The organism is Segatella baroniae B14, assembly GCF_022024235.1.
GTDB classification, from domain to species: domain Bacteria; phylum Bacteroidota; class Bacteroidia; order Bacteroidales; family Bacteroidaceae; genus Prevotella; species Prevotella bryantii.
In genome coordinates, this window is sequence record NZ_CP091799.1 from 630996 (window position 1) to 655000 (window position 24005).

18 protein-coding genes, 4 tRNA genes, 1 rRNA gene and 1 riboswitch are annotated in these 24005 nt (G+C 38.7%); of the genes, 21 read left to right on the top strand and 2 right to left on the bottom strand.

Going from position 1 to position 24005, the window contains the following annotated elements:
* Positions 1–71: 71 nt before the first annotated feature.
* From L6469_RS14700 to L6469_RS02645, 4 genes are all read left to right on the top strand, one after another.
* Positions 72–416: a cation:dicarboxylate symporter family transporter gene (locus tag L6469_RS14700; protein ID WP_262914323.1), complete on the top strand. Its 345-nt coding sequence runs from the start codon at positions 72–74 to the stop codon at positions 414–416.
* Positions 417–420: 4 nt separating this feature from the next.
* Positions 421–1305: a serine/threonine transporter SstT gene (gene sstT, locus L6469_RS02635; RefSeq protein ID WP_262914324.1), complete on the top strand. Its 885-nt coding sequence runs from the start codon at positions 421–423 to the stop codon at positions 1303–1305.
* Between the two features lie 162 nt (positions 1306–1467).
* Positions 1468–4098 (top strand): DNA gyrase subunit A, encoded by a 2631-nt coding sequence (gene gyrA, locus L6469_RS02640; RefSeq protein WP_006283257.1) that lies wholly within the window; start codon positions 1468–1470, stop codon positions 4096–4098.
* A 215-nt stretch (positions 4099–4313) separates the two neighbouring features.
* The gene (locus tag L6469_RS02645) at positions 4314–5537 is read left to right on the top strand and encodes a tetratricopeptide repeat protein (protein WP_036858186.1); all 1224 of its coding nucleotides are present in this window, start codon (positions 4314–4316) and stop codon (positions 5535–5537) included.
* A 70-nt stretch (positions 5538–5607) separates the two neighbouring features.
* Here L6469_RS02645 and dnaB read toward each other — a convergent pair whose 3' ends face one another.
* Entirely contained in the window at positions 5608–7119 is a 1512-nt protein-coding gene (dnaB, locus tag L6469_RS02650) for a replicative DNA helicase (protein WP_006283255.1), read from the bottom strand.
* Positions 7120–7528: 409 nt separating this feature from the next.
* Here dnaB and L6469_RS02655 point away from each other — a divergent pair, with 409 nt between their 5' ends.
* From L6469_RS02655 to L6469_RS02705, 11 genes are all read left to right on the top strand, one after another.
* On the top strand, positions 7529–8146 hold the full coding sequence (locus tag L6469_RS02655; RefSeq protein ID WP_006283254.1) for a hypothetical protein: 618 nt from the start codon (positions 7529–7531) through the stop codon (positions 8144–8146).
* A 93-nt stretch (positions 8147–8239) separates the two neighbouring features.
* Positions 8240–8773, top strand: coding sequence for an outer membrane beta-barrel protein (locus L6469_RS02660; RefSeq protein WP_006283253.1), 534 nt, complete (start codon positions 8240–8242; stop codon positions 8771–8773).
* A 417-nt stretch (positions 8774–9190) separates the two neighbouring features.
* Positions 9191–10690, top strand: a complete 1500-nt coding sequence (locus L6469_RS02665) for a 2-isopropylmalate synthase (RefSeq protein WP_006283252.1) — start codon at positions 9191–9193, stop codon at positions 10688–10690.
* Between the two features lie 17 nt (positions 10691–10707).
* Complete coding sequence (gene leuC / locus L6469_RS02670; RefSeq protein ID WP_027453737.1) at positions 10708–12102, top strand: 3-isopropylmalate dehydratase large subunit; 1395 nt, start codon at positions 10708–10710, stop codon at positions 12100–12102.
* 32 nt (positions 12103–12134) lie between these two features.
* Positions 12135–12725: a 3-isopropylmalate dehydratase small subunit gene (leuD, locus tag L6469_RS02675; RefSeq protein ID WP_006283250.1), complete on the top strand. Its 591-nt coding sequence runs from the start codon at positions 12135–12137 to the stop codon at positions 12723–12725.
* Complete coding sequence (locus L6469_RS02680) at positions 12704–14278, top strand: alpha-isopropylmalate synthase regulatory domain-containing protein (RefSeq protein WP_006283249.1); 1575 nt, start codon at positions 12704–12706, stop codon at positions 14276–14278. The genes leuD and L6469_RS02680 overlap by 22 nt, the downstream gene beginning before the upstream one ends.
* A 32-nt stretch (positions 14279–14310) precedes the next feature.
* Complete coding sequence (gene leuB, locus L6469_RS02685) at positions 14311–15372, top strand: 3-isopropylmalate dehydrogenase (protein WP_006283248.1); 1062 nt, start codon at positions 14311–14313, stop codon at positions 15370–15372.
* Between the two features lie 113 nt (positions 15373–15485).
* Positions 15486–16217, top strand: a complete 732-nt coding sequence (locus tag L6469_RS02690; RefSeq protein ID WP_006283247.1) for a tetratricopeptide repeat protein — start codon at positions 15486–15488, stop codon at positions 16215–16217.
* Positions 16218–16280: 63 nt separating this feature from the next.
* Positions 16281–16354, top strand: a tRNA-Arg gene (locus L6469_RS02695).
* A 30-nt stretch (positions 16355–16384) separates the two neighbouring features.
* Positions 16385–16458 (top strand) — tRNA-Arg (locus L6469_RS02700).
* 274 nt (positions 16459–16732) lie between these two features.
* Positions 16733–16936: a hypothetical protein gene (locus L6469_RS02705; RefSeq protein ID WP_006283246.1), complete on the top strand. Its 204-nt coding sequence runs from the start codon at positions 16733–16735 to the stop codon at positions 16934–16936.
* 242 nt (positions 16937–17178) lie between these two features.
* A riboswitch (purine riboswitch) is annotated at positions 17179–17275 on the top strand.
* A gap of 311 nt (positions 17276–17586) precedes the next feature.
* On the opposite strand, the gene L6469_RS02710 is transcribed toward L6469_RS02705, so the two are convergent.
* Positions 17587–18423, bottom strand: a complete 837-nt coding sequence (locus L6469_RS02710; RefSeq protein WP_050787952.1) for a hypothetical protein — start codon at positions 18421–18423, stop codon at positions 17587–17589.
* Between the two features lie 154 nt (positions 18424–18577).
* Between L6469_RS02710 and L6469_RS02715 the strand changes: the two genes are divergently transcribed.
* The 6 genes from L6469_RS02715 (at position 18578) to L6469_RS02740 (ending at position 23965) form a co-directional block, all read left to right on the top strand.
* Positions 18578–19258 carry a peptidylprolyl isomerase gene (locus L6469_RS02715; RefSeq protein ID WP_006283245.1) on the top strand — a complete coding sequence of 227 codons (681 nt, stop codon included), beginning with the start codon at positions 18578–18580 and terminating at the stop codon, positions 19256–19258.
* A gap of 172 nt (positions 19259–19430) precedes the next feature.
* Positions 19431–19700 carry a hypothetical protein gene (locus tag L6469_RS02720; protein WP_006283244.1) on the top strand — a complete coding sequence of 90 codons (270 nt, stop codon included), beginning with the start codon at positions 19431–19433 and terminating at the stop codon, positions 19698–19700.
* Positions 19701–19724: 24 nt separating this feature from the next.
* Positions 19725–20750, top strand: coding sequence for a PrsW family intramembrane metalloprotease (locus L6469_RS02725; protein ID WP_074614298.1), 1026 nt, complete (start codon positions 19725–19727; stop codon positions 20748–20750).
* Positions 20751–22070: 1320 nt separating this feature from the next.
* Positions 22071–23600 (top strand): 16S ribosomal RNA (locus L6469_RS02730).
* Positions 23601–23782: 182 nt separating this feature from the next.
* Positions 23783–23856 (top strand) — tRNA-Ile (locus tag L6469_RS02735).
* Positions 23857–23891: 35 nt separating this feature from the next.
* Positions 23892–23965 (top strand) — tRNA-Ala (locus L6469_RS02740).
* Positions 23966–24005 lie beyond the last annotated feature (40 nt).

Here is a 24005-nt window from a genome sequence, read left to right on the forward strand (position 1 = left end):
ATTTATCATATTACCTTTGAAAGCGTTTATGTTGAAACATTTAAAATGTCTTTTTATATCATTTAATAATCATGTTTTATTTAAAACGTTTTTGGGTAGCATGGACCAATATTAGTTTAGTACTTCGTATTTGTATTGGATTAGTTTTAGGAGCTATTTTGGGGGTTGTTGTACCAGAGTGGAGTGGTATTTCTGTTTTTGGAAATATCTTTGTTAGTGCTTTGAAGGCTATAGCCCCAATACTTGTTGCTGTATTGGTAACTTCAAGTATAGCGAAGGCTACGGGTAGTGTGGGAAATCGATTCTCTGTTGTTATTGGTCAGTATCTGCTGAGTACTTTTATTGCTGCTTTGTGTGCCGTCGTGGTTAGTATGCTATTTCCGGTTACTCTTTTTCTGGAAAAAAACGGTAGATAGTACTATGCCTAGTACTCTGTCAAATGTTTTTGTTAACTTATTAATTAATTTGGTAAGTAATCCGGTCGCTTCTGTAAGTAATGCTAACTATGTTGGTATTTTGTTTTGGTCAGTTTTAATAGGTTTAGCCATGAAAAAAATAGCTAAACCTGCTGTTATTGATTTAGTAAGCGGTTTGGCAGATGTAATTTCAGTAGTTATAAAGTGGATTATTCAGTTTGCTCCATTTGGTATTTTTGGTTTGGTATTTTCGGCTGTCTCTGAAAGTGGCATGGAGATATTTACAACTTATGGACATCTTGTTCTTGTTCTTGTAGGGTGTATGTTGATCAATGCACTTATATTTAATCCGATAATATCCTTTTTTCTAATCCGGAAAAATCCATATCCTCTACTTTTTACCTGTTTAAAAGAAAGTGGGGTAAATGCTTTTTTTACTCGTTCTTCTGCAGCTAATATACCTATAAATATGGCGCTTTGTAAACGATTGGGCCTTGATGAGGAATTTTATTCTGTAAGTATTCCTTTGGGAGCTACAATTAATATGGATGGTGCTGCTGTAACAATTACTGTAATGTCGCTTGCAGTGGCGCATACAGTAGGTGTAGATGTTAATTTCTACCATGCTCTATTTTTAAGTATTATAGCAACGATAGGTGCTTGTGGAGCATCAGGTGTAGCTGGAGGTTCATTATTGCTTGTACCTTTAGCCTGCTCGTTTCTTGGTATCGGAAATGACGTGGCGATGCAAGCGGTAGCTGTTGGTTTTATTATCGGTGTGATACAGGATAGTGTAGAAACTGCTCTTAATTCGAGTGGAGATGTTTTCTTTACTGCTTCTGCTGAGCTATATGAACGTAGAAAAAAACTTAAGAGAAAGGGTTCTTAGTTATTTTATAATAGCCTATAAGCCATTTTTTTTCGTTCTAAGGCTTTTCTATCTCAGAAAAATGTATTAAATTTGCTTCGTTTTTGAGACCCGAAATCGCTTAGAACGAAAATAAAGGGCCTTAGCGTGAATTTTACAACGAAAAATAGATATTTTTAAACAATGGACGAAAATCAGACAATTGACAATGACAGAATCTTGAGGATCAACATTGAAGAGGAGATGAAAAAGTCATATATCGACTATTCTATGTCGGTTATTGTGGCTCGTGCGCTCCCTGATGTACGAGATGGCTTCAAACCTGTTCATCGTCGTATCCTTTATGGTATGCTTGGTATTGGTAATACTAGCAATAATGCCTATAAGAAATGTGCCCGTGTAGTAGGTGAGGTTCTTGGTAAGTATCACCCACATGGTGACTCTTCTGTTTATGGCGCCCTCGTTCGTATGGGCCAAGACTGGAATATGCGTTATCTTCTGGTTGATGGCCAGGGTAACTTTGGTTCTGTGGATGGTGACTCTCCTGCTGCTATGCGTTATACCGAGTGTCGTCTGAGCAAGATGGGTGAGCATATCATGGATGACCTTGATAAGGATACTGTAGACATGACGAATAACTTCGATGATACATTGAAGGAACCAAGTGTGATGCCTACTAAAATTCCTAATCTGTTGGTAAATGGTGCTAATGGTATTGCCGTTGGTATGGCTACTAATATTCCTACTCATAATCTCGGTGAGGTCATTGATGGTTGCTGTGCTTATATTGATAATCCTGATATAGATCTCGATGGTCTGATGCAGTATATTAAAGCTCCTGATTTCCCTACTGGTGCTTATATATATGGTATACAAGGTGTTCGTCAGGCTTATGAAACCGGTCGTGGACGTGTGGTAATGCGTGCTAAGGCTGAAATCGAGAGCGATGATAATCATGACAAAATTGTTGTTACTGAGATTCCTTATGGTGTCAATAAGGCTCAGCTTATCGAATATATTGCAGAACTCGTTAAGGAAGGTAAAATCGATGGCATTTCTAATGTCAATGATGAATCTGGCCGTCAGGGTATGCGTATCGTTGTCGATTTGAAGCGTGACAGCAATGCTAACGTTATTTTGAATAAACTCTTCAAGATGACAGCTTTGCAGAGTTCTTTCTCTGTTAACTGTATTGCTCTTGTAAAGGGTCGTCCACGTTTGCTCGGTCTGAAAGATTGTGTAAAATATTTCGTGGAGCATCGTCACGATGTTACTATCCGACGTACTCAGTATGAATTGAAGAAAGCGCAGGAACGTGCTCATATCCTTGAAGGCTTAATTATTGCTTGTGATAATATCGACGAAGTAGTACATATTATTCGTGCAAGCAAAACTCCTGCTGATGCTCAGCGTAACTTGGAACAGCGTTTCGAACTGGATGAACTGCAGAGTAAGGCTATCGTTGATATGCGTCTTAGTCAGCTTACAGGTCTACGTATGGATCAGTTGCATGCTGAATATGAAGAGTTGGAGCGCATGATAGATTACTATAATCAGATATTGAGCGATCCTGAACTTTGTAAGAAGGTGATGAAGGATGAACTCCTCGAGGTAAAAGAAAAATATGGTGACGCTCGTCGTACCGAAATCAAATATTCTTCAGAGGAATTTAATCCTGAGGACTTCTATCCAAATGATCCTGTTGTAATCACTGTGAGCCACTTGGGCTATATTAAGCGTACTCCGCTAAGTGATTTCCGTGAACAGGCTCGTGGTGGCGTCGGTAGTAAGGGCGCTCGTACTCGCGAACAAGACTTTACTGAGAATATTTATCCAGCAACAATGCATCAGACAATGCTGATCTTTACAAAGAAAGGACGTTGTTACTGGCTTAAGTGTTATGAAATTCCAGAAGGTGACAGAAACTCTAAGGGTCGTGCTATCCAGAATATGCTGAACATCGAAAAGGATGATGCTGTTAATGGATTCTTGCGATTGAGAACACTTACTGACGAAGAGTTTATTAATAGTCATTATGTCATCTTTGCTACTAAGAATGGTACTGTGAAGAAGACTTGTCTTGAGGCTTACTCTCGTCCTCGTGCTAATGGTGTAATTGCTATTAACCTTGCTGAGGGTGATGAATTGGTTGATGTACGTCTGACTAATGGTGAGAATGAACTGATTATCGCTAACCGTAATGGTCGTGCGTGCCGATTCCATGAGAATACTATACGTACAATGGGTCGTACTGCGACTGGTGTGCGTGGTATGAAACTCGATGGTGATGATGATGCTGTAGTTGGAATGGTACCTGTTAACAATGCTGATGTTGAAACAGTTATGGTTGTCAGCGAGCAGGGTTATGGTAAACGTTCGCAAGTAGAAGACTATCGTATCACTAACCGTGGTGGTAAGGGCGTAAAGACACTCGCTATTACTGAGAAAACAGGTCGCTTGGTTGCTATTAAGAATGTAACTGATGAGAATGACTTGATGATTATCAATAAGAGTGGTATTGCTATCCGTCTTTCTGTGGCTGATGTAAGAGTTATGGGTCGTGCTACTCAGGGTGTTCGTCTCATTAACCTTTCTAAAAAGAACGATATCATTGCTAGTGTATGTAAGGTAATGAGTAGCGAACTTGAAGCAAGTGTAGAAGAAGAAAGTCGTGCTCAGTGGGCTAAGAAATCTGAAGAAATCAAAGCTGATACTACTGGTAGTGCAGCTTCTGTAGAAACAGTAGAATCTGCTGATGATGAGGAGGTTAAAGCTGATACTTCAGATGATAATACTCCTGTAGATTTCGAATAATATAAGGATATTCCCTGTCATTTGATGAAAATCAAGTGATAGGGGAATTTTCTTAAAATTTTTTGTTCGAAAAAACAACATTTCTTAGGTATTCGAGTTAAGTACATAATATATAAGGTATAGACCTGATAAAACTGATATCGGGTTTGTGTGTTTACTTGGAAATCGAATAGAATTAGAAAATAAATAACAATAACCCTTAAAATTAAAAAGTTATGAAAAAAGTAATGATTGCAGCTGTAATGCTTCTTGGAGCAAGCACAGCTTTTGCTGGTGACAGTGAAGCATTGAAGCAGATCTTGAAGGCTGGCACTTATGCTGAGGCTAAGGCTCTTTTGGAGCAGAACCTCAATAATCTTGCAAATGCTGCTGAAAAGGCTAAGGCTTATAATCAGTTGGTCGAGTTGGCTATGAACAAGTATAACAATGAAAGCAAGATTGTTACACAAAACCAAATGAATGATCAGTTGAAGCAGAGTGATAAGAACCAGGCTTATGATACTATTGGTATGTATAATGCTGCTGTTGATGCTCTTAACGCTGCTCAGGAATGTGTTAAATATGATGCAGAGCCTAATGAAAAAGGTAAGGTAAAACCTAAGTATACGGGTTTGGCTGATCGTCTTTGGCCTGTACATACTGATCTCGTTAATGGTGGTCAGGCTGCTGCACAGAAGCAGGATGCTGATAATGTGTTGAAGTATTGGGGTACTTTCCTCGATTCAGAATCTTCTGATCTCTTTAAGAGCATTGGTGAGGATAAGCGTAAGGCTGAAGATTCTTATCGTGGCCAGGTTGCTCGTTTCGCTGCAGTTTATGCTTATCAGGCTAAAAAACTTGATGCTGCTAACCGTTATGTAGAGGTTGCTATGAAGGATACTGCTGAGTTTAAGAATGCGTTTAACTTGAAACTTCTTATCATGGGTGATGGTTTGAAGACTAAAGAAGATTCTTTGAACTATATTGGTAAATTGAAGGAACTTCAGGCTCAATATCCTGATAATGATGTAATTTTGGATAAACTGTACAATACATACTCTGGTATGGGGGATAAGGCTGGTGCTAAACAGGTATTGAATGATGCACTTGCTAAGAATCCTAAGAATTTTGTTGCTCTTGCTGATCTTGGTATGCTTGCTATCTCAGAGAACAATGAGAAGGATGCTATCCACTATTTGAAGTTGGCAGTAGAAGTTCAGCCAGAGAATCCTATTGTTCATACTTACCTTGGTACAGTATTGAATGTTAAGGCTTCTAATGAAATGGTTAAGGCTACACGTAATGTCATCTTTGATGAGGCTATTAAGCACCTTGATAAGGCTAAGGAGCTTGATCCTAATAAGCAGCAGGCAAACTGGGGTTACAATCGCTACCAGGCTTATTATGGCCGTTATGGTGAGGCTGATCCTAGAACTAAAGATGCAGAACTTGATAAGTAATTTTGCTTATCGATATATAAAAGGCTGACGATTAGTTTCGTCAGCCTTTTTTATATATATTTCAAAAGTCTTAGAAGGGAAGTGGTCCTCCGCCACCATTAGGGTCTGGTGGTGGAAATGCACCTGGGGCTGCGCCCACGTTAGAACCCAATATCTCGCCTCCCATAGTTGGCGGGAGTGCCCCCATACTTACATCACTAGGATTAGAAAAGCGAGTATATTGGCCTTCAAAGGTAAGCAGTACATCGCCTGTACTACCTTTACGATGTTTTGCGATAATAACTTGGGCCATGCCGTGTAAGTCATTTCCTTTTTCATCTTGATAAATGTGGTAATATTCTGGTCGATGAACGAAAAGTACCATGTCGGCATCTTGCTCAATGGCTCCAGATTCACGTAAGTCGCTCAGCTGTGGGCGTTTACCTTCAATGCCTTCACGATTTTCTACAGTACGATTTAACTGTGATAAGGCGAGTACTGGTATATTTAACTCTTTAGCTAGACCTTTTAATGATCGTGAAATCGTAGAAACCTCTTCCTGACGGTTTCCAAATCGCATACCATTGGCATTCATTAACTGCAAGTAGTCAATCATTATCATTTTTATACCTTTCTCACGCGCCAGTCGGCGAGCTTTGGTACGTAGTTCAAAAATAGAGAGACCCGGAGTGTCGTCAATGTATAGTGGCTTACCCTGCATTTTACGTAGGTTTACATCAAGTCTCTGCCAGTCTTGTTGATCCATGTTACCGTTCAGTATCTTTTTACCTTCAATTTCGCAGACATTGCTAATTAAACGGTTTACTAACTGAACGTTGTTCATTTCTAGAGAGAAGAAGGCTACTGGTATGTTATTGTCAATAGCTGCATTCTTGGCCAAACTAAGTGCAAAAGATGTTTTACCCATGGCTGGACGTCCTGCTAGAATAATTAAGTCGGATGCCTGCCAACCCGAAGTAGCATCATCTAGATCTGTATATCCTGTGGTAATACCTGTCAAACCTCCACTGTTACTTGCAGCACGTTGTAGAATTTCTTGTGCCTCTTTGATAACAGGGTCAATCTGCGTGTAGTCTTGCTTCATGTTATTCTGTGATATCTCATAGAGGCCTCCTTCTGCTTGTTGCATGAGTTCATCTATGTCTACACTGTCATCGAATGCGCCTGTTTCAATTTTACCTGCAAATGAAATCAACTGTCTAGCGGTATATTTCTGTACTAAAATTTTGGCATAGTGAGAAATACGTGCAGATGTGGTAACATGTGAAGACAGTTCTGTGACATAAGCTGCACCACCGGCTTTCTCCAGATTGCCATCTTTTTTTAGCTGCTGGGTAACCGAAATAAAGTCGCTAGGTTGCTCATTCATGTTGAGTGTCTGTATTGCCTGGTATATCTTCTGGTGAGCAGGTATGTAGAACGTTTCTGGTTTAAGCAGTTCTGATATTACTGAGAATGCATCATTGTCAATCATGAGCGCACCCAGTACAACCTTTTCCACCTCAGGTTCCTGTGGCTGCAGATGCCCATACGTATTATCGATAGGAGCAGATGTTTTACGTTGTTTACGATTTGTTGGCATGTATTTTTTTGTTTTTTACAAATTGCAAATATAGCTATTTTTTTTGTGAATTTAGTAATTTGTGGCTATATTATTTTTTGTTGTCAAAGATGTATAAATCTAATGCTAAAGTCTTAGTTTTAGAATCAATATGAATTCACAAAATAAATTAGATAAAATTTTGGGTTGTTGGTTTAAATAGTATGATAATTTTTTAAGATTAGTATTTATGGGGGTATTTTTTTATATTGGTGTTTAGATTGAGTTCAAGTGAATTTTACTTTTTTGTCTGTTTAAAAAAATAGAGAATTTTTATTTTAAAAAGTATGCTTATTTTGTATATTTTTTTTAAATTTGCCTGCGTTAACCGATTATAGTGTATCATTAACAAAATGAAGAAAATACCAACCGAATAATAATAATCACTATTATGGAAATAACAGAATTTTTAGAATTACCCAAAGGTTTTTATGAAATTGAGCGTCCAAAAAGCCCTGTAGATGCTGTTGCTTATGGATATATGTCTAATCAGGCAGAAGTAAATCTGCTAGCTTACCCCATTAAACGTGTTCAAGCAATGCCTTATGACGATGTTGAATTGTTAATTCTGCGTATTCATCAGACTTTGGAAGACACACAAGGCTTAGTGGAAGTTGGTAATGGAATTACTGATGATGGTAATCGATATATTTATTCGATTTTAAAGTCAATTTTAGATTCAGGTGGAACATCTTACAAAGTGAAGTTACATATTGATTTGTATGATTGTTGTCTTGAACTTTTAGGTACTTTTAATGAAATTGATAATATAGGGCGAAGAGAACGTGAAATACGAGAGGTGCTGGATCAAAAAGGTTGGCTTAATAGAAATGGAAATCAGAAATGGAATGCTGACCCTTATTCTTCAAATTATGAGCACCCAATACTTCGTAATTTCTCAGAAAAGGAAGGCTTTGATAAACATTATCCAGGGCATCCTTTGTCGATACTTAGGAAGATGGTTAAAACGGTGGTACACGAGTCTAACTTTGAACTCTTTGCTAGATAAGGAAAAAAGAATATTTTTTTGCGAATTGTTCTTTTTTTTATACTTTTGCAAGTCAGAATTATTTCAAGTTTATTAATATAAAAAGATTCAAGTATGAAATTTTTTTGGGGTAAAGTTTTGTTTGCTCTTTGTTTAACAAGTTTGGGAGTTCTGAATGCAAATGCTCAGCGTGGTAAAGGATGGTATGTACAGTTGGGCGGCGGAATAGATGTTGTTACCAATGGTGATAGCGAAACTATGGGTGCTTTGGAAGTTAGTGGAGGCTATTACATAAATAAGCTGATAGGACTTGGTGTAGATTTGAATATTGCACCAGCTACAGGTACGCGTTCTTCTTTAGGAAATTTCTCATCTAAGATACGTTTTCGTCCGATGGCTTACAAGAGTTCTCGTATATTTGAAGTTGAGCCATTTGCTGGTCTTGGTTATGGTTGGTCTAAGTATTCACCATATAGTAATTCTGCAGTGACAGGTAAGCTTGGTTGTGATTTACTTTTCAACTGTAATCCTAAGCATACAGTGCAAATCGGTGTAACTCCAGAATTTGTAGATTACCTTTGGACAGAATTTGGATTTAATGATTTACAGGTCTTTAATTTGATGGCAAAAGTGAAGGTTAATATCTAAACATCAAATATTTTTTTATAGGTAAATTAGATTCGCCATTAAGGGGTAACTCTTAATGGCGAATTTTGTATTTACATACTGCTATTTTGTTTTATATATGAATATATTACATGATATTAACGGCTTTATAAAAGAAATAATGCGAAACTGAAAGGAAATATAGCAAAAAAGTTATAATTTGTTTGTTTGTATCAATTTAATTCATTACCTTTGCATTCGAAATTTAAAATTGACCGAAAAATGGCAAAAAATCAGATTCTACTAAGTATTATTATTCGAATTCGACTACAACGAGTGGCCGGAAGTGAAGATTTGTGCTTGTAGCTCTGATGTAAGAAATACAAAAGCCTTTCACACTTCCGATTGCGGGTGCGAGAGGCTTTTTTAATTTGAACTTAATAAAAACATTATATTATTATGAGTGACAGATTATACATTTTTGACACAACACTTCGTGATGGCGAGCAGGTTCCTGGTTGTCAGCTGAATACAGTAGAGAAAATTCAGGTGGCTAAACAGTTGGAATTGCTAGGTGTCGATGTTATCGAAGCTGGTTTCCCAATTTCTTCTCCAGGTGATTTTAATTCTGTGGTTGAAATATCTAAGGCTGTAACGTGGCCTACAATCTGTGCACTGACACGTGCGGTAGAGAAGGATATCGACTGTGCTGCTGAAGCTCTAAAATATGCTAAGCATAAACGTATACATACCGGTATTGGTACCAGCGATTCTCATATTAAATATAAGTTCAACTCCAATCGTGAAGAAATTATAGAGCGTGCTGTTGCTGCTGTCAAGTATGCAAAAAAGTATGTTGAGGATGTTGAGTTTTATGCTGAAGATGCTGGTCGTACAGATAATGAGTATTTGGCTCGCGTTGTTGAGGCTGTTATTAAGGCTGGTGCCACTGTGGTGAATATCCCAGATACTACAGGTTATTGTATGCCTGATGAATATGGTGCTAAAATTAAGTATTTGATGGAGCATGTAGATGGAGTGGATAAAGCTCGTTTGTCTACTCACTGTCACAATGACTTAGGTATGGCTACTGCCAATACTTTACAAGGTGTTCTAAATGGTGCCCGTCAGGTTGAGGTTACTATTAATGGTATAGGCGAGCGTGCTGGTAACACTTCGCTCGAAGAAGTTGCGATGATTCTTAAATGCCATAAACATATCGGAATAGATACTAATATTAATACAACCAAAATCGTACCTACCAGTCGTATGGTGTCTAGTTTGATGAATATGCCAGTTCAGCCTAATAAGGCTATTGTTGGCCGTAATGCTTTTGCTCATTCTTCGGGTATTCATCAGGATGGCGTGCTTAAAAATGTTCAGACCTATGAGATTATGGATCCTAAAGATGTGGGTCTTGATGATAACGCTATTGTACTTACAGCTCGAAGTGGTCGGGCCGCTTTAAAATACCGTTTAGAAGTTAATGGTATAACAGTCAACGATGATGCTAAGCTTGATAAGTTATATAAGCAATTCCTTCTTTTGGCAGATAAGAAGAAAGAGGTAACTGATGATGATGTGCTGATGCTTGCAGGTGCAGACAATGCTTCTGTGCATGCTTTGTCTCTTGATTATCTACAGGTTACTACGGGTAAAGGCGTTCGCAGTGTTGCCAGTATAGGCTTGGATATCTCTGGTGAAAAGTTTGAAGCAGCTGCTACCGGAAACGGTCCTGTAGATGCTGCTATACGTGCGCTGAAGAAAATCATCACAAAGCGCATGACGCTGAAGGAGTTTACAATTCAAGCTATTGATAAAGGAAGTGATGATGTTGGTAAGGTGCACATGCAGGTAGAATACGATGGTCATGTATATTATGGCTTTGGTGCAGACACAGATATCGTAACGGCTTCAGTAGAGGCTTATATCGATTGTATTAATAAATTTAAGAAATAATAAATACAAGATTATATATGAATACTTTATTTGACAAGATTTGGGACAAACATGTAGTTCAGATCGTAGAAGACGGTCCGACACAACTTTATATTGATCGCTTGTATTGTCACGAGGTGACTTCACCACAGGCTTTTGCAGGTATGCGTGAGCGAGGACTTAAAATATTTCGCCCTGATCAAATTTTCTGTATGCCTGACCATAATATTCCTACACATGATCAAGACAAACCTATCGAGGATCCTATTGGTAAACGACAGGTAGATACACTCGACAAAAACTGTGCAGAATTTGGTGTAACTGAGTTCAAAATGAATTCAAAGGACAATGGTATAATACATGTCGTTGGTCCAGAGAAAGGCTTGTCTTTGCCTGGTATGACGATTGTTTGTGGTGATTCTCATACTTCTACTCATGGTGCGATGGGCGCAGTTGCTTTTGGTATAGGAACCTCTGAAGTAGAGATGGTTATGGCATCACAGTGTATCCTGCAGTCTAAGCCAAAGAGTATGCGAATTAATATCAATGGTAAACTTAAAAAAGGTGTAACAGCTAAGGATGTAGCACTTTATCTCATGGCTCAGATATCTACTTCAGGCGCTACTGGCTATTTCGTAGAATATGCTGGTGATGTGGTCAAGGATATGTCTATGGAAGGCCGCTTGACTTTATGTAATCTGAGTATTGAGATGGGGGCTCGTGGTGGCTTTGTTGCTCCTGATGAGACAACCTTTGAATATATCAAGGGTAGAGAATATGCTCCTAAGGGAGAAGAGTGGGATAAGGCTGTAGAAGAATGGAAGAAACTGAAGAGTGGTGATGATGCAGTATTCGATCGTGAACTTAACTATGATGCTGCAGACATTGAACCACGTGTTACATATGGTACAAATCCTGGTATGGGTATTGGTATCAATGATACTATCCCTACACTCGATGAAATCGATGCTGAGGGACAGGCTTCTTTCAAAAAGAGTTTGAATTACATGGGTTTTAAACCTGGTGAGAAAATTTTAGGCCATAAGATAGATTATGTATTCCTTGGTGCTTGTACGAATGGACGTATTGAGGATTTCCGTGCCTTTGCTTCAATTGTAAAAGGACATCAGAAGGCTGAAGGCGTGACAGCTTGGTTGGTTCCTGGTTCATGGTTGGTTGATAAGCAGATTCGTGAAGAAGGAATTGATAAAATTGTTGAAGCTGCAGGCTTTGAAATTCGTCAACCAGGGTGCTCTGCATGTCTTGCTATGAATGATGATAAAATACCGGCGGGCAAGTATTCTGTAAGTACTTCAAATCGTAATTTCGAAGGTCGTCAGGGACCAGGTAGTCGTACTATTTTGGCTAGTCCATTGGTCGCTGCCGCTTCTGCTATTACAGGTAAGTTGACAGACCCTCGTGAGTTCATGTAATTCTATCTTTTCACATTCAAATGCACATCAAAATGAAACAGAAATTTAACGTAATAACATCAAGTTGTATTCCACTTCCTCTGGAAAATGTAGATACAGACCAGATTATACCTGCTCGTTTTCTAAAGGCGATTGATAAAAAGGGTATGGGTGAAAATCTTTTTCGTGATTGGCGATACAATGCTGATGGTTCTCCAAAGGCTGATTTCGTGATGAATGACCCTTCTTACAGTGGTGTTATCTTAGTGGCTGGTAAAAATTTTGGTTCAGGTTCTTCTCGTGAACATGCCGCATGGGCTATCGCAGGTGCAGGCTTCCGTGTCGTAATTAGTTCCTTCTTTGCAGATATTCATAAGAATAATGAGTTGAATAACTTGGTGTTACCTGTAGTGGTAAGTGAAAATTTCTTGAAAGAGCTTTTCGATACTATTGATGGTAATCATCAAGCTCAGGTGAAAGTTGACCTGCCTAATCAGACTGTCACGAATCTGACAACAGGTCACAGTGAACAGTTTGAAATCAATGGTTACAAGAAGCACTGCCTCGAAAATGGACTGGACGATGTAGACTTCCTGGTCCAAAATAGAGATAAGGTCGAAGCATGGGAGTTAGCAAACAAATAGAAATACTCGATTCAACCCTTCGTGATGGCGAACAGACCAATGGTGTCTCTTTCTTGCCTCACGAAAAGTTGATGATTGCGCGTCAGTTACTCTCTGAAGTCAAAGTCGATCGTATTGAGGTGGCTTCGGCGAGAGTATCTGAAAGTGAAAAAGATGCTGTTAGCATGATCTGTAATTATGCAAAAAGCATCGACCGTTTGGAAAGTGTAGAGGTTCTCGGCTTTGTGGATGGAATGAAGTCTGTGGACTGGATTAATGAGTGTGGTGGTAAAGTTATCAATCTGCTGGCTAAAGGTTCGCTTAAACACTGTTCACAGCAGTTGCGTAAAACTCCTCGTGAACATATCTTAGATATCAAGGAGGTTATCAGTTATGCTCATAGAAAGGATATGAAGGTTAACTTATATCTCGAAGACTGGTCGCAGGGGATGATTAATAGTCCTGAATTTGTCTATCAAATGATGGATGGCTTGAAAGATGAAGGTATTGTACGTTTCTTGTTGCCTGATACTTTAGGTATCTTGAATCCTTTGAATGCCTATAAATTCCTTCATGATATGGTTAGCCGTTATCCTGGTGTACGTTTTGATTTTCATGCGCATAATGACTATGATATGGCTGTCGGTGATTCTTTAGCAGCTTTGGAAGCGGGTTGTACTGGTCTACACGTTACCGTGAATGGTTTGGGAGAACGGTGTGGTAACGCTCCTTTGTCGTCTGTTCATGTAATGATTAAAGACCAAATGGGCTATAAAGATAATATTGATGAAACCGCTTTGGTTGATGCTAGTCATTTGGTGGCGGGCTATAGTGGCATTGCTGTTGCTCCTAATACACCTGTCGTAGGTGATTATGTCTTTACACAGGTTGCAGGGGTACATGCTGATGGCGATAATAAAGGAAATCTTTACGCTAATGCTTTGGTTCCAGAAAGATTTGGTCGCCATCGTGAATATGCTTTAGGAAAGAATTCTGGTAAAGCCAATATTATTAAAAACTTGGCTGATTTCGGTTTAGAACTGACTAAAGAACAGACTAAGGCTGTTGCTAAACGCATAACAGAACTTGGGGCTCGTAAACAACTGGTTACTCCTGATGACTTACCATATATTGTTAGTGATGTTCTTAAACATAATGCACCAGAAGATAAAGTGAAACTGGTAAGTTACATGGTTTCAACTAGTTATGGCTTAAAGCCTATAGCCAGTCTGAAGGTAAGTATTAATGGTGAAGAGTATGAAGAGGATGCCACTGGTGATGGACAGTATGATGCCTTTGTTAAAGCACTTCGTTCTATTTACAAACATAAGTTGCATCGCACATTTCCTGCACTTGACAATTATGCTGTAAGTATTCCACCAGGTGGGCGTACTGATGCTTTGGTACAGACTGTAATAACCTGGCGTGAAGGTGATAAAATTTGGAGAACACGAGGATTGGATGCTGATCAGACTGAGGCTGCTATCAAAGCAACACTCAAAATGCTTAATATGGTAGAAAACAACGAAAGTACAATAAACAATCCTTCTCCAAGAAATTTGAATTTGGAATAAACATTGTATTAGTACATCATAAAATATTAATTATGGATTTAAAAATTGCGGTATTGGCCGGTGATGGTATCGGACCAGAAATTATGAAACAAGGTGTAGCTGTTATGGATGCCATCGCAGCAAAATTTGGTCATAACTTTATATATAAGGAAGCTATCTGTGGCGCACATGCTATTGATGAGGTTGGTGATCCATTTCCTGAAGAAACATTCAAGACTTGTATGGAGGCAGATGCTGTTCTTTTTGCTGCTGTAGGTGATCCTCGCTTTGATAACGATCCTACTGCAAAAGTTCGTCCTGAGCAAGGACTTCTAGCTATGCGTAAAAAGCTTGGACTGTTTGCCAATGTACGTCCTGTTGCAACTTTCGACACATTGCTTCATATGAGTCCATTGAAGGATGAACTACTTAAGGGCGCAGATTTTGTCGTTATCCGTGAGTTAACTGGAGGTATGTATTTTGGCGAGAAGTATCAGGATAATGATAAGGCTTATGATACTGATATTTATTATCGACCAGAAATAGAGCGTATTCTTAAGGTAGCTTTCGATTTTGCAATGAAGCGCAATAAGCACCTTACTGTTGTTGATAAGGCGAATGTCTTGGCTTCTTCTCGTTTATGGCGTCAGATTGCGAAAGAAATGGAGCCGCAGTATCCTGAAGTTAACGTAGATTATATGTTTATTGATAACGCTTCTATGCGTGTGTTAACTGAACCAACATTCTTCGATGTTATCGTTACAGAAAATACTTTTGGTGATATCCTTACAGATGAGACAAGTTGTATCACTGGAAGTATGGGACTTCAGCCTTCTTCATCTTTGGGTGAACATACTCCTTTATTTGAACCTGTTCATGGCTCATGGCCACAGGCTACCGGAAAGAACCTTGCAAACCCTGTAGCTCAGATTTTAAGTGCTGCTATGTTGCTCGAGCATTTTGGTCTGAAAGAGGAGGGGGCTTTAATCCGTCAGGCTGTTGATGCGTCTCTTAATGAGAATGTGCGTACACCAGAAATTCAGGTAGAAGGTGGCGCAAAGTATGGTACCATTGAAGTAGGTCAGTGGATCACTAATTATATAAAGAATGCTTAATTTCTTAATATAAATGATAACAAAGCGGAGCGGAGACTATTTCGTTCCGCTTTTTTTGTACCTTTGCAGTCTACGAATATTATGGTGTAGAGTCTAATAGTAAATGGTATAATATGAAAAAGTTTCTCCTCTTATATTTGCTAAGTGTTGTGGGCGGTATGAAAGGCATGGCTCAAATGAGTTCTTTTAACCAGCGAATACAAAACCAAACGGTACAACCTTATCGTAATCCACTTCGTGATAGTTTGGCAGCTGCAACAGAGGCTTTAGCTTATCATCCTGATAGTATAGATCTCAGGTTGAAGAAGTCTTCATGGAATATACAACTGGAGCAGTGGGAATATGCTAAGGATGATTTGGATAAAGTGCTTTATATTGATCCTACTAATATTGCAGGACTTTTTTATCGTGCTTTTGTGAATGATAAAATGATGCGATATAATTTTGCACGTTTGGATTATCAGAATTTGTTGACTTTGGTTCCTGGTAATTTTGAAGCTCAGCTTGGGTTGGCACTTCTTAATCAAAAAGATAAGCACTATACAGAAGCTTATGATCAGATTAATATGCTGATAGAAGCTAATCCTGACAGTGCTGTGGCTTTTGCAGCAAGAGCAGGTATGGAAAAAGAGCGGAATATGCTTGAAACTGCCGCTTATGATTATCAAAGAGCATATGAACTTGATACGATGAATATTGATTATCTTACTAATTTGCTCGATTTGAATTTATTACTGCGTAGAAAGAAGGAATCTCGAGAATGTCTGGAAGCCCTTATGTATAAGGGAGTTAGACCAAGTGCTTTAAAAGAATTCGGAATTCGATTAAAAAAAATCAAAAAATAATAGCTAAAATATTTGGTGGTTTCAAAAAATAGTGCTACCTTTGCACTCGCAATTCAGAAATATGGCTTCGTAGCTCAACTGAATAGAGCATCTGACTACGGATCAGAAGGTTCCGGGTTTGAATCCCAGCGAAGTCACTTTTCTTTGATTTGCAAATTCTACGGTTTGGCTTCGTAGCTCAACTGAATAGAGCATCTGACTACGGATCAGAAGGTTCCGGGTTTGAATCCCAGCGAAGTCACAGATTAAAGAGAAAAACAAGTTTTGTTTTTCTCTTTTTTTTTGTTCGCCCAGCATGGGCATATTCTAACGAGCGCAAGTTTCTAAGCCGCCCTAATAACGGGAAGGTCTTATGGGGAACTAATTCCCATGCTCCTGCCTAATTATCTATATTTTTATAGTTAAATGATGTTAAACTCAAAAAATACTTATTTGAATATTTGGATGTTTTAAAAAAAATTGTATCTTTGCAAATGAAGTTAATCTTATAGTTGAATTTTATTTTTTACTGAAGTATGAAAAAATTATTTTTAATTGCAATGGTAGGATTGTCACTAGCATTAATAATTGTTGAAATCAATTTTGTCATTAATGATTTTTTGATAGATAATCTTGATAATTCAATTGGGAATATTTTTGGAATGATAGTTGGATTTTGTGGCTTATTTGCATCTTATAAAGATGCAACATGGAAGGCTCGTAATTGGGAAGATGATTAATATAGATTTTCTGTATTAAGCGGGCTACAATAAATTTTATATTATTGCGAAATTCAATTTTTTGTTCATACTTTATCTAATATATGATTGCAGGATTGCTTGTGATAGTGGATTGCTCGAAATAATGGGTAAATCTCATGGAATTTGCTTTGTAATTGGGAATTAATTATATATTTAAAGGGAAATGGATGTTTTTTTTGTAAAAAACATCCATTTTATTTTGGTAGTTACAATAATATTTGTACCTTTGCTGTCCCAAAAGTTATATATACCTGTAATTGGTCAGGCGTTTCTACAAACTACCGTAAATAGTGACTTATAGCTTTGTTGATTGAAGGATTAACTAATTTACGGATAGTGAGCATTATATAACTAATATACTTTATGTCCGAAATTTTAATCTGCTCGCGAGATGGTTTAACCATTTGGTGAGTTTTAAACATGCATACTTTTAAAGATTCACATATATAATCTTGGAAAAATAATATTTGACTTAACTCGTCGTCGGCGGACGACCCACATTTTTAATATTTTGTACGATGAAAAAAAAACAGACCGATGAGCTTGAGGGATTAATTGCTCATCGGTTTTTTTGTATCGATTAAAGTGTCTTTAGATAAGATTTATTTTGAAGAAAAAAGTGGGAGGATTTATCCTTCCACTTTGATACGCCAACGCTCATTACCGTGTTTAATAACAGCGTTTGGTATGCCCTCAAGTAGCAAGGCAAGTTTTCCTTCACTTGCTGTTTCTCCCACTTTGGCCATTTTATCTTTTTTGTTTCTGATAGATAGTGTATGGCTGTCAGATTGGATATATAGATATATTTTCTTGTCGTTGTTAAAAGAAATGAGAAAACGGTCGTCGTGTTCGTTTCCTTTAAAACTATAGGTGTATGTCATTACATCTTCGAAACTGAGTTCCAGATTGCCTGTTACAGCTTTGCCTTCACCGTCACGAATAGTCAAACCGATGTTTGGAACTTCTATGTGCATGGTGAAAGCTTTCCCGTTAGTTGGGTTAAATGTTATTTCGATAGGGTCTCCAATTACAACCTGTTCGTGAGTAATCAAAAAGCCTTCATCAGTTTTTTGTGCAGCAGGTACTTCTATATTACCATCATCATAATTCACGGTGAAAAGTGTACCATTAGCATCCTGTTTGATTACTTGTACAAGTTCGTCTGCAGGAGTACCTAAATTGTATATTTTTACAGGTATAGGTTCCTCTTGACCATCACCTAAGGCTTGAGCTTCAACGCATCCGTACATGATATCATCTTCCCAATCTTCAGAACCATACTGACGGAAAACAACCGTACTCATGCGAACAGGTTTGCGTGTACCATCTTCGCGACAAAGAAAAAATTGAGCATGGTCTTCGTCGAAAATAGGTTCTTGTACAAATTGGTTATAACATTCTTCCGTACATTCTACCTCAGTCCAAACTCCTGCTGTAAATTCAGCGTTATCCATGTTGTCTGTCATATTACCTTAATGTATTTATCATTAATTTTGGTTTCTAGTCCAATTATATTCTAAAAGGTTTGCAAAGATACTAATTTAATCTGATATGTCGAAATTTTTATTATCTTTGTCATTGGATTTTTAGTAAAGAAAACAAATATAATTTAAATAGTGTATGAAAAAATTTATTTTGGCTTTAGGCTTGTTGTTGGTGCAATTATCTGTTTACTCACAGTCTGTGAAGCGTACCGAGGTGCTGCTTCAAACCAGTATGGGTAATGTACGAATTCAGTTGTATAATGAAACTCCGAAACATCGCGATAATTTTCTTAAGATAGTAAATAGTAAACAGATGGATGGTATGTTATTTCATCGTGTTGTTAAAGATTTTATGATTCAGACTGGCGATCCTGATAGTAGAAAGGCTAAGCCGGGGCAAGTATTAGGAAATCATCAGATTGGTAAGGATTTTCCTGCAGAAATAATATATCCGCAGTTCTTTCATAAGCGTGGAGCTTTAGCAGCAGCTCGCCAACCTGACAACGAAAATCCAGACAAAAAATCATCTGGATCTCAATTTTATATTGTTTGGGGTAAGAAGTTTTCAGAGCATCAGCTTAACTTTTATCAGTCAGTTATAGATACTGTTACAAACTTTAAGGTGAAGTTTACACCAGAAATTAGAAAAGTGTATCAAGAAGTGGGAGGTACGCCTTTTTTGGATGGACAGTATACTGTTTTTGGTGAAGTGACAGAAGGGTTAGAGGTTATCGATAGGATACAACAAGTTGAGGTAGATGCTTGGTCTCGTCCAAAAGAAGATGTAAAAATCATTAAGGCTTATGTTGTAAAATAGAATTGCGACATATTGGCAGTAGATCTGAATTTTTCATAATTTTAGGTAATATACCTTGCAAATCTAATGAATTGATAAGAGATTTTAAAGTTATCCAAACTTAATGGCATATTCCTTGTTTGTTATAATTTATGATGTATATTCGTCATGTAAAATATAATAATAAGAGTTTATGGAAAAAAGATTTAAAAATATCAAAGAGTTTGTGCATAATGTAGAAGATATGCTTAGTTATTACATTAATAATCTAAACTTATTTCCAAGTAATGCAAAATTGCTTGTTCAACCTGAAATTGGTGTTAGTGTTATTGATGATCCTGCTCAAAGTATAGGTTGTGATCATTATAATCTCCGAGATTTTTTAAAAAGAAGTATCAATGGTGGAATGATTCCAAATGTTTTGGCCATAGAAAGTATGGCTTTGCGATACTATTCTAAATAATGTGTTAAATAGCATTCATGTACTATGATAATAGTAACGAGAAATTCACATGATTATGGACCCTATGAGGAAGTGATGGTGGCGCATTATGTAGAAGAAGGTAAACTTCTGATGCATGATAAAGCTCGTGATGCATGGACAGGTGAAGAGGGGACAATAGAATTATTTCTAAATCGTGCTGGTATAAATCCTCGAATTAAGAATAGTGGTACTATTGGTCAGCAGTTATCTTATATAGGAAGAAAATTTATTTTTCCTCACAAAGAGATGACCGAGAAAGGATTTAAAGATGACAAACGGTTGATGATATTGGCTATTGTTGGTCTCTCTTTATCAGTAATAATGCTTTTGCCGATAGAAGGGTATTTCGTCTTTTATGCGGTATCACTTTATTTTGCAACAATCTGGGGCATTTTCTTTTATTATTTTTTCAAGACAAGGCAGGTGAGTGTTAAGACTACTATTGGTGTTTTCTTTTTGACTCAGTTAGCAGTGTTCTTAATTTTTTCAGGTCTTAATAGTCTTAATTTCTTTTATTCGTTTACTCATGTTGGCTTCCCTATAAATATTATCGGATATATATTAGGTGTAGGTGTGACTGAGGAATTGGCGAAAATGGTTCCATTATTATATTTGGAGAAAAAAGCAAAAGAACCTATTTTGCCACAGACATTAGTTTATTATGGCTTGATGGCTGGTATTGCTTTTGGTGTATTTGAAGGTGTGCAGTATCAAACTCAAGTAAATATACAGGCTGATTATACTTCAGCTTTTGTTTTGAATATAGCTCGGTTGACTTCTCTTCCATTTCTACATGCGATATGGGCTGGTATCTCTGGATATTTTATTTCCCTGGCAAATTTATATCCACGATTTCGTAAATCGATGTATACTTTAGCCTTGGCTATTCCTGCTACCTTGCACGGTTTGTATGATTCTTTTGCAGGTGTTAGTTATCTAGTCTCAATGTTGATAGCTTTTGGTAGCGTGCTTCTCTTGATGACATATTTAAGAAAGAGTTCAAGTTTGCAAGAAAGGTTGAGGGCTTGATAGGTTACATAGTTTTCCCTGCTAAATACTTTTTTCTTTTAACTTTGAATTATCTTTTACTCCTCATTGCTTGTTAAGGAAGCTATGAGGAGTATTTTTTTGTGGTTTGTCGTTAGTGTTGACTTCATGTTTTGAATGGGCTGTTTGTGGTGATGAGTATTTTTTTGAGTCTGTTCTGTTTATGTTGCGTTTTGTTTTTATCTGATTTAAAAATTCTGAATCCTGTCCAGCGATACGTATCGAACTACTTCTGACTTTTTACGCTTGTAATGGTTTGACTGTCAAATAATTTATCAAAAAACAGCGTTTTCAAAAATCGTCATCTAGCTTAAAATATTCAACTTTTGATCAGCCTGTTTGGTCTTTTTTCTTCCCCTCGATTTTCTCTCCCGCCAAAACCCCAGCTCCTGGGGGTCGAAACCTAAGACTTTGTTCGCTAAACTCTATGACCTTATCGCGTCAACCCTAAGCTTTTGACCCCTAGGAGCTTGGGTTTTGGCTCCCTTTTTTTTAACCGACGAAACGCTAAATCTGTAACGTGTTGATATTCAGATAGATACGAAAAATCTTCAAAATTCACGTATTTGAGGCATTCTTATATCGCAATTTCAAATACGCAAACCTCAGGAGGGTTCTTGTCCGTAAATTTCAAATCGGTTCTTTTGTTGTACATGTCGTAGAATGGTAAAAGTGGGGCTGATGCTGTAAAAATTGTCGGGGAGTGTAGTAAGCTGCTTCAACCAGTTTCGTCACGCTGTTTCCGATGGTGACGGAAGTAGGGCCATAGCAATCAGTGAATGCATGCATAACTGCCAATACTCGTATAATTTGTAGGAGAGGGGGAGTCCTAGAATAAATTTTCCTTCTTTAAATCTAAAACTCATTCTTATTTTTCTTTAATCCTTATATATTATTTTAATCTTTAATCCTTTATCCTTATATATATTATAATGTGTACGTCCATGGGAGCAAGTTTTTATTGTCAAAGAACGCGCAAAATCTTAGTTTTTTGCAATTTTTTCTTGAAAACATTTGGAGGTTATGGATATTTTGTATACCTTTGCACTCGCTTTCAAACAAACGGAAGCAGCCAAATAACGTTGGTTATGAGGCTTAAGAGAAAGAGTTCTTTGAAAAGATTACATAGACAGAGAAGTAGTACAAGAAGCGTTCACATATTATAAATATGTGTGAATGGGTAACAAAAACGAACCGTCAAGTTTAGTTTTTGTCCAGGCTTTAAACCGACTTCAATAAAAGGATAAGCGTCCTTGAAACAGAGACAAATCATCTATTCAATTAGATATTCAAAGATATTTTACAATGGAGAGTTTGATCCTGGCTCAGGATGAACGCTAGCTACAGGCTTAACACATGCAAGTCGAGGGGTAACATGAAGAAAGCTTGCTTTCTTTGATGACGACCGGCGCACGGGTGAGTATCGCGTATCCAACCTGCCCATAAGTAGGGAATAGCCTTGCGAAAGTAAGATTAATGCCCTATGGTTTCCGTCGAAGACATCTGAGATGGAATAAAGATTTATCGCTTATGGATGGGGATGCGTCTGATTAGGTAGTAGGCGGGGTAACGGCCCACCTAGCCGACGATCAGTAGGGGTTCTGAGAGGAAGGTCCCCCACATTGGAACTGAGACACGGTCCAAACTCCTACGGGAGGCAGCAGTGAGGAATATTGGTCAATGGACGGAAGTCTGAACCAGCCAAGTAGCGTGCAGGATGACGGCCCTATGGGTTGTAAACTGCTTTTTTAGGGGAATAAAGTTAGCCACGTGTGGTTATTTGCATGTACCCTACGAATAAGGACCGGCTAATTCCGTGCCAGCAGCCGCGGTAATACGGAAGGTCCGGGCGTTATCCGGATTTATTGGGTTTAAAGGGAGCGCAGGCCGTTTGGTAAGCGTGTTGTGAAATGTCCGGGCTCAACCTGGGCACTGCAGCGCGAACTGTCAGACTTGAGTGCACAGGAAGCGGGCGGAATTCGTGGTGTAGCGGTGAAATGCTTAGATATCACGAAGAACTCCAATTGCGAAGGCAGCTCGCTGTAGTGTTACTGACGCTAAAGCTCGAAAGTGCGGGTATCGAACAGGATTAGATACCCTGGTAGTCCGCACGGTAAACGATGGATGCCAGCTGTTTGCCCTTCGGGGTGAGTGGCTAAGCGAAAGCGTTAAGCATCCCACCTGGGGAGTACGCCGGCAACGGTGAAACTCAAAGGAATTGACGGGGGCCCGCACAAGCGGAGGAACATGTGGTTTAATTCGATGATACGCGAGGAACCTTACCCGGGCTTGAATTGCAGATGACGGATCTAGAGATAGTGACTTCCTTCGGGACATCTGTGAAGGTGCTGCATGGTTGTCGTCAGCTCGTGCCGTGAGGTGTCGGCTTAAGTGCCATAACGAGCGCAACCCTTCTCTTCAGTTGCCATCAGGTCAAGCTGGGCACTCTGGAGACACTGCCACCGTAAGGTGTGAGGAAGGTGGGGATGACGTCAAATCAGCACGGCCCTTACGTCCGGGGCTACACACGTGTTACAATGGCCGGTACAGAAAGTCGGATGCCCGTAAGGTCATTCTAATCAAGAAAGCCGGTCCCAGTTCGGACTGAGGTCTGCAACCCGACCTCACGAAGCTGGATTCGCTAGTAATCGCGCATCAGCCATGGCGCGGTGAATACGTTCCCGGGCCTTGTACACACCGCCCGTCAAGCCATGAAAGCCGGGGGTGCCTGAAGTCCGTGACCGCAAGGGTCGGCCTAGGGCAAAACTGGTAATTGGGGCTAAGTCGTAACAAGGTAGCCGTACCGGAAGGTGCGGCTGGAACACCTCCTTTCTGGAAGAGATGCTTATTTAGAAGTAAGTAAAAGTCAAGAGACATGACAAACGTAAAGGTTGGTTGATGTCATCCAAAGTTTCCTTGTACTACAGAACCTGTTTAATATATAAGAGAAAAAGGAAGCCGGGCTCGAAGATGCAAGCCCAGAAATCTTGGACAGTCAGCCAACCCGGAACTATAGTCCTATAGCTCAGTTGGTTAGAGCGCCACACTGATAATGTGGAGGTCGGCAGTTCAAGTCTGCCTGGGACTACAAAAACTTCCAGTCTTCTCAAACAAAAAAAGTTTGGGGGATTAGCTCAGCTGGCTAGAGCACCTGCTTTGCAAGCAGGGGGTCAACGGTTCGAATCCGTTATTCTCCACTTCAGGTAATCCACTTTTAACAGAGTGAGATAAGCCAAT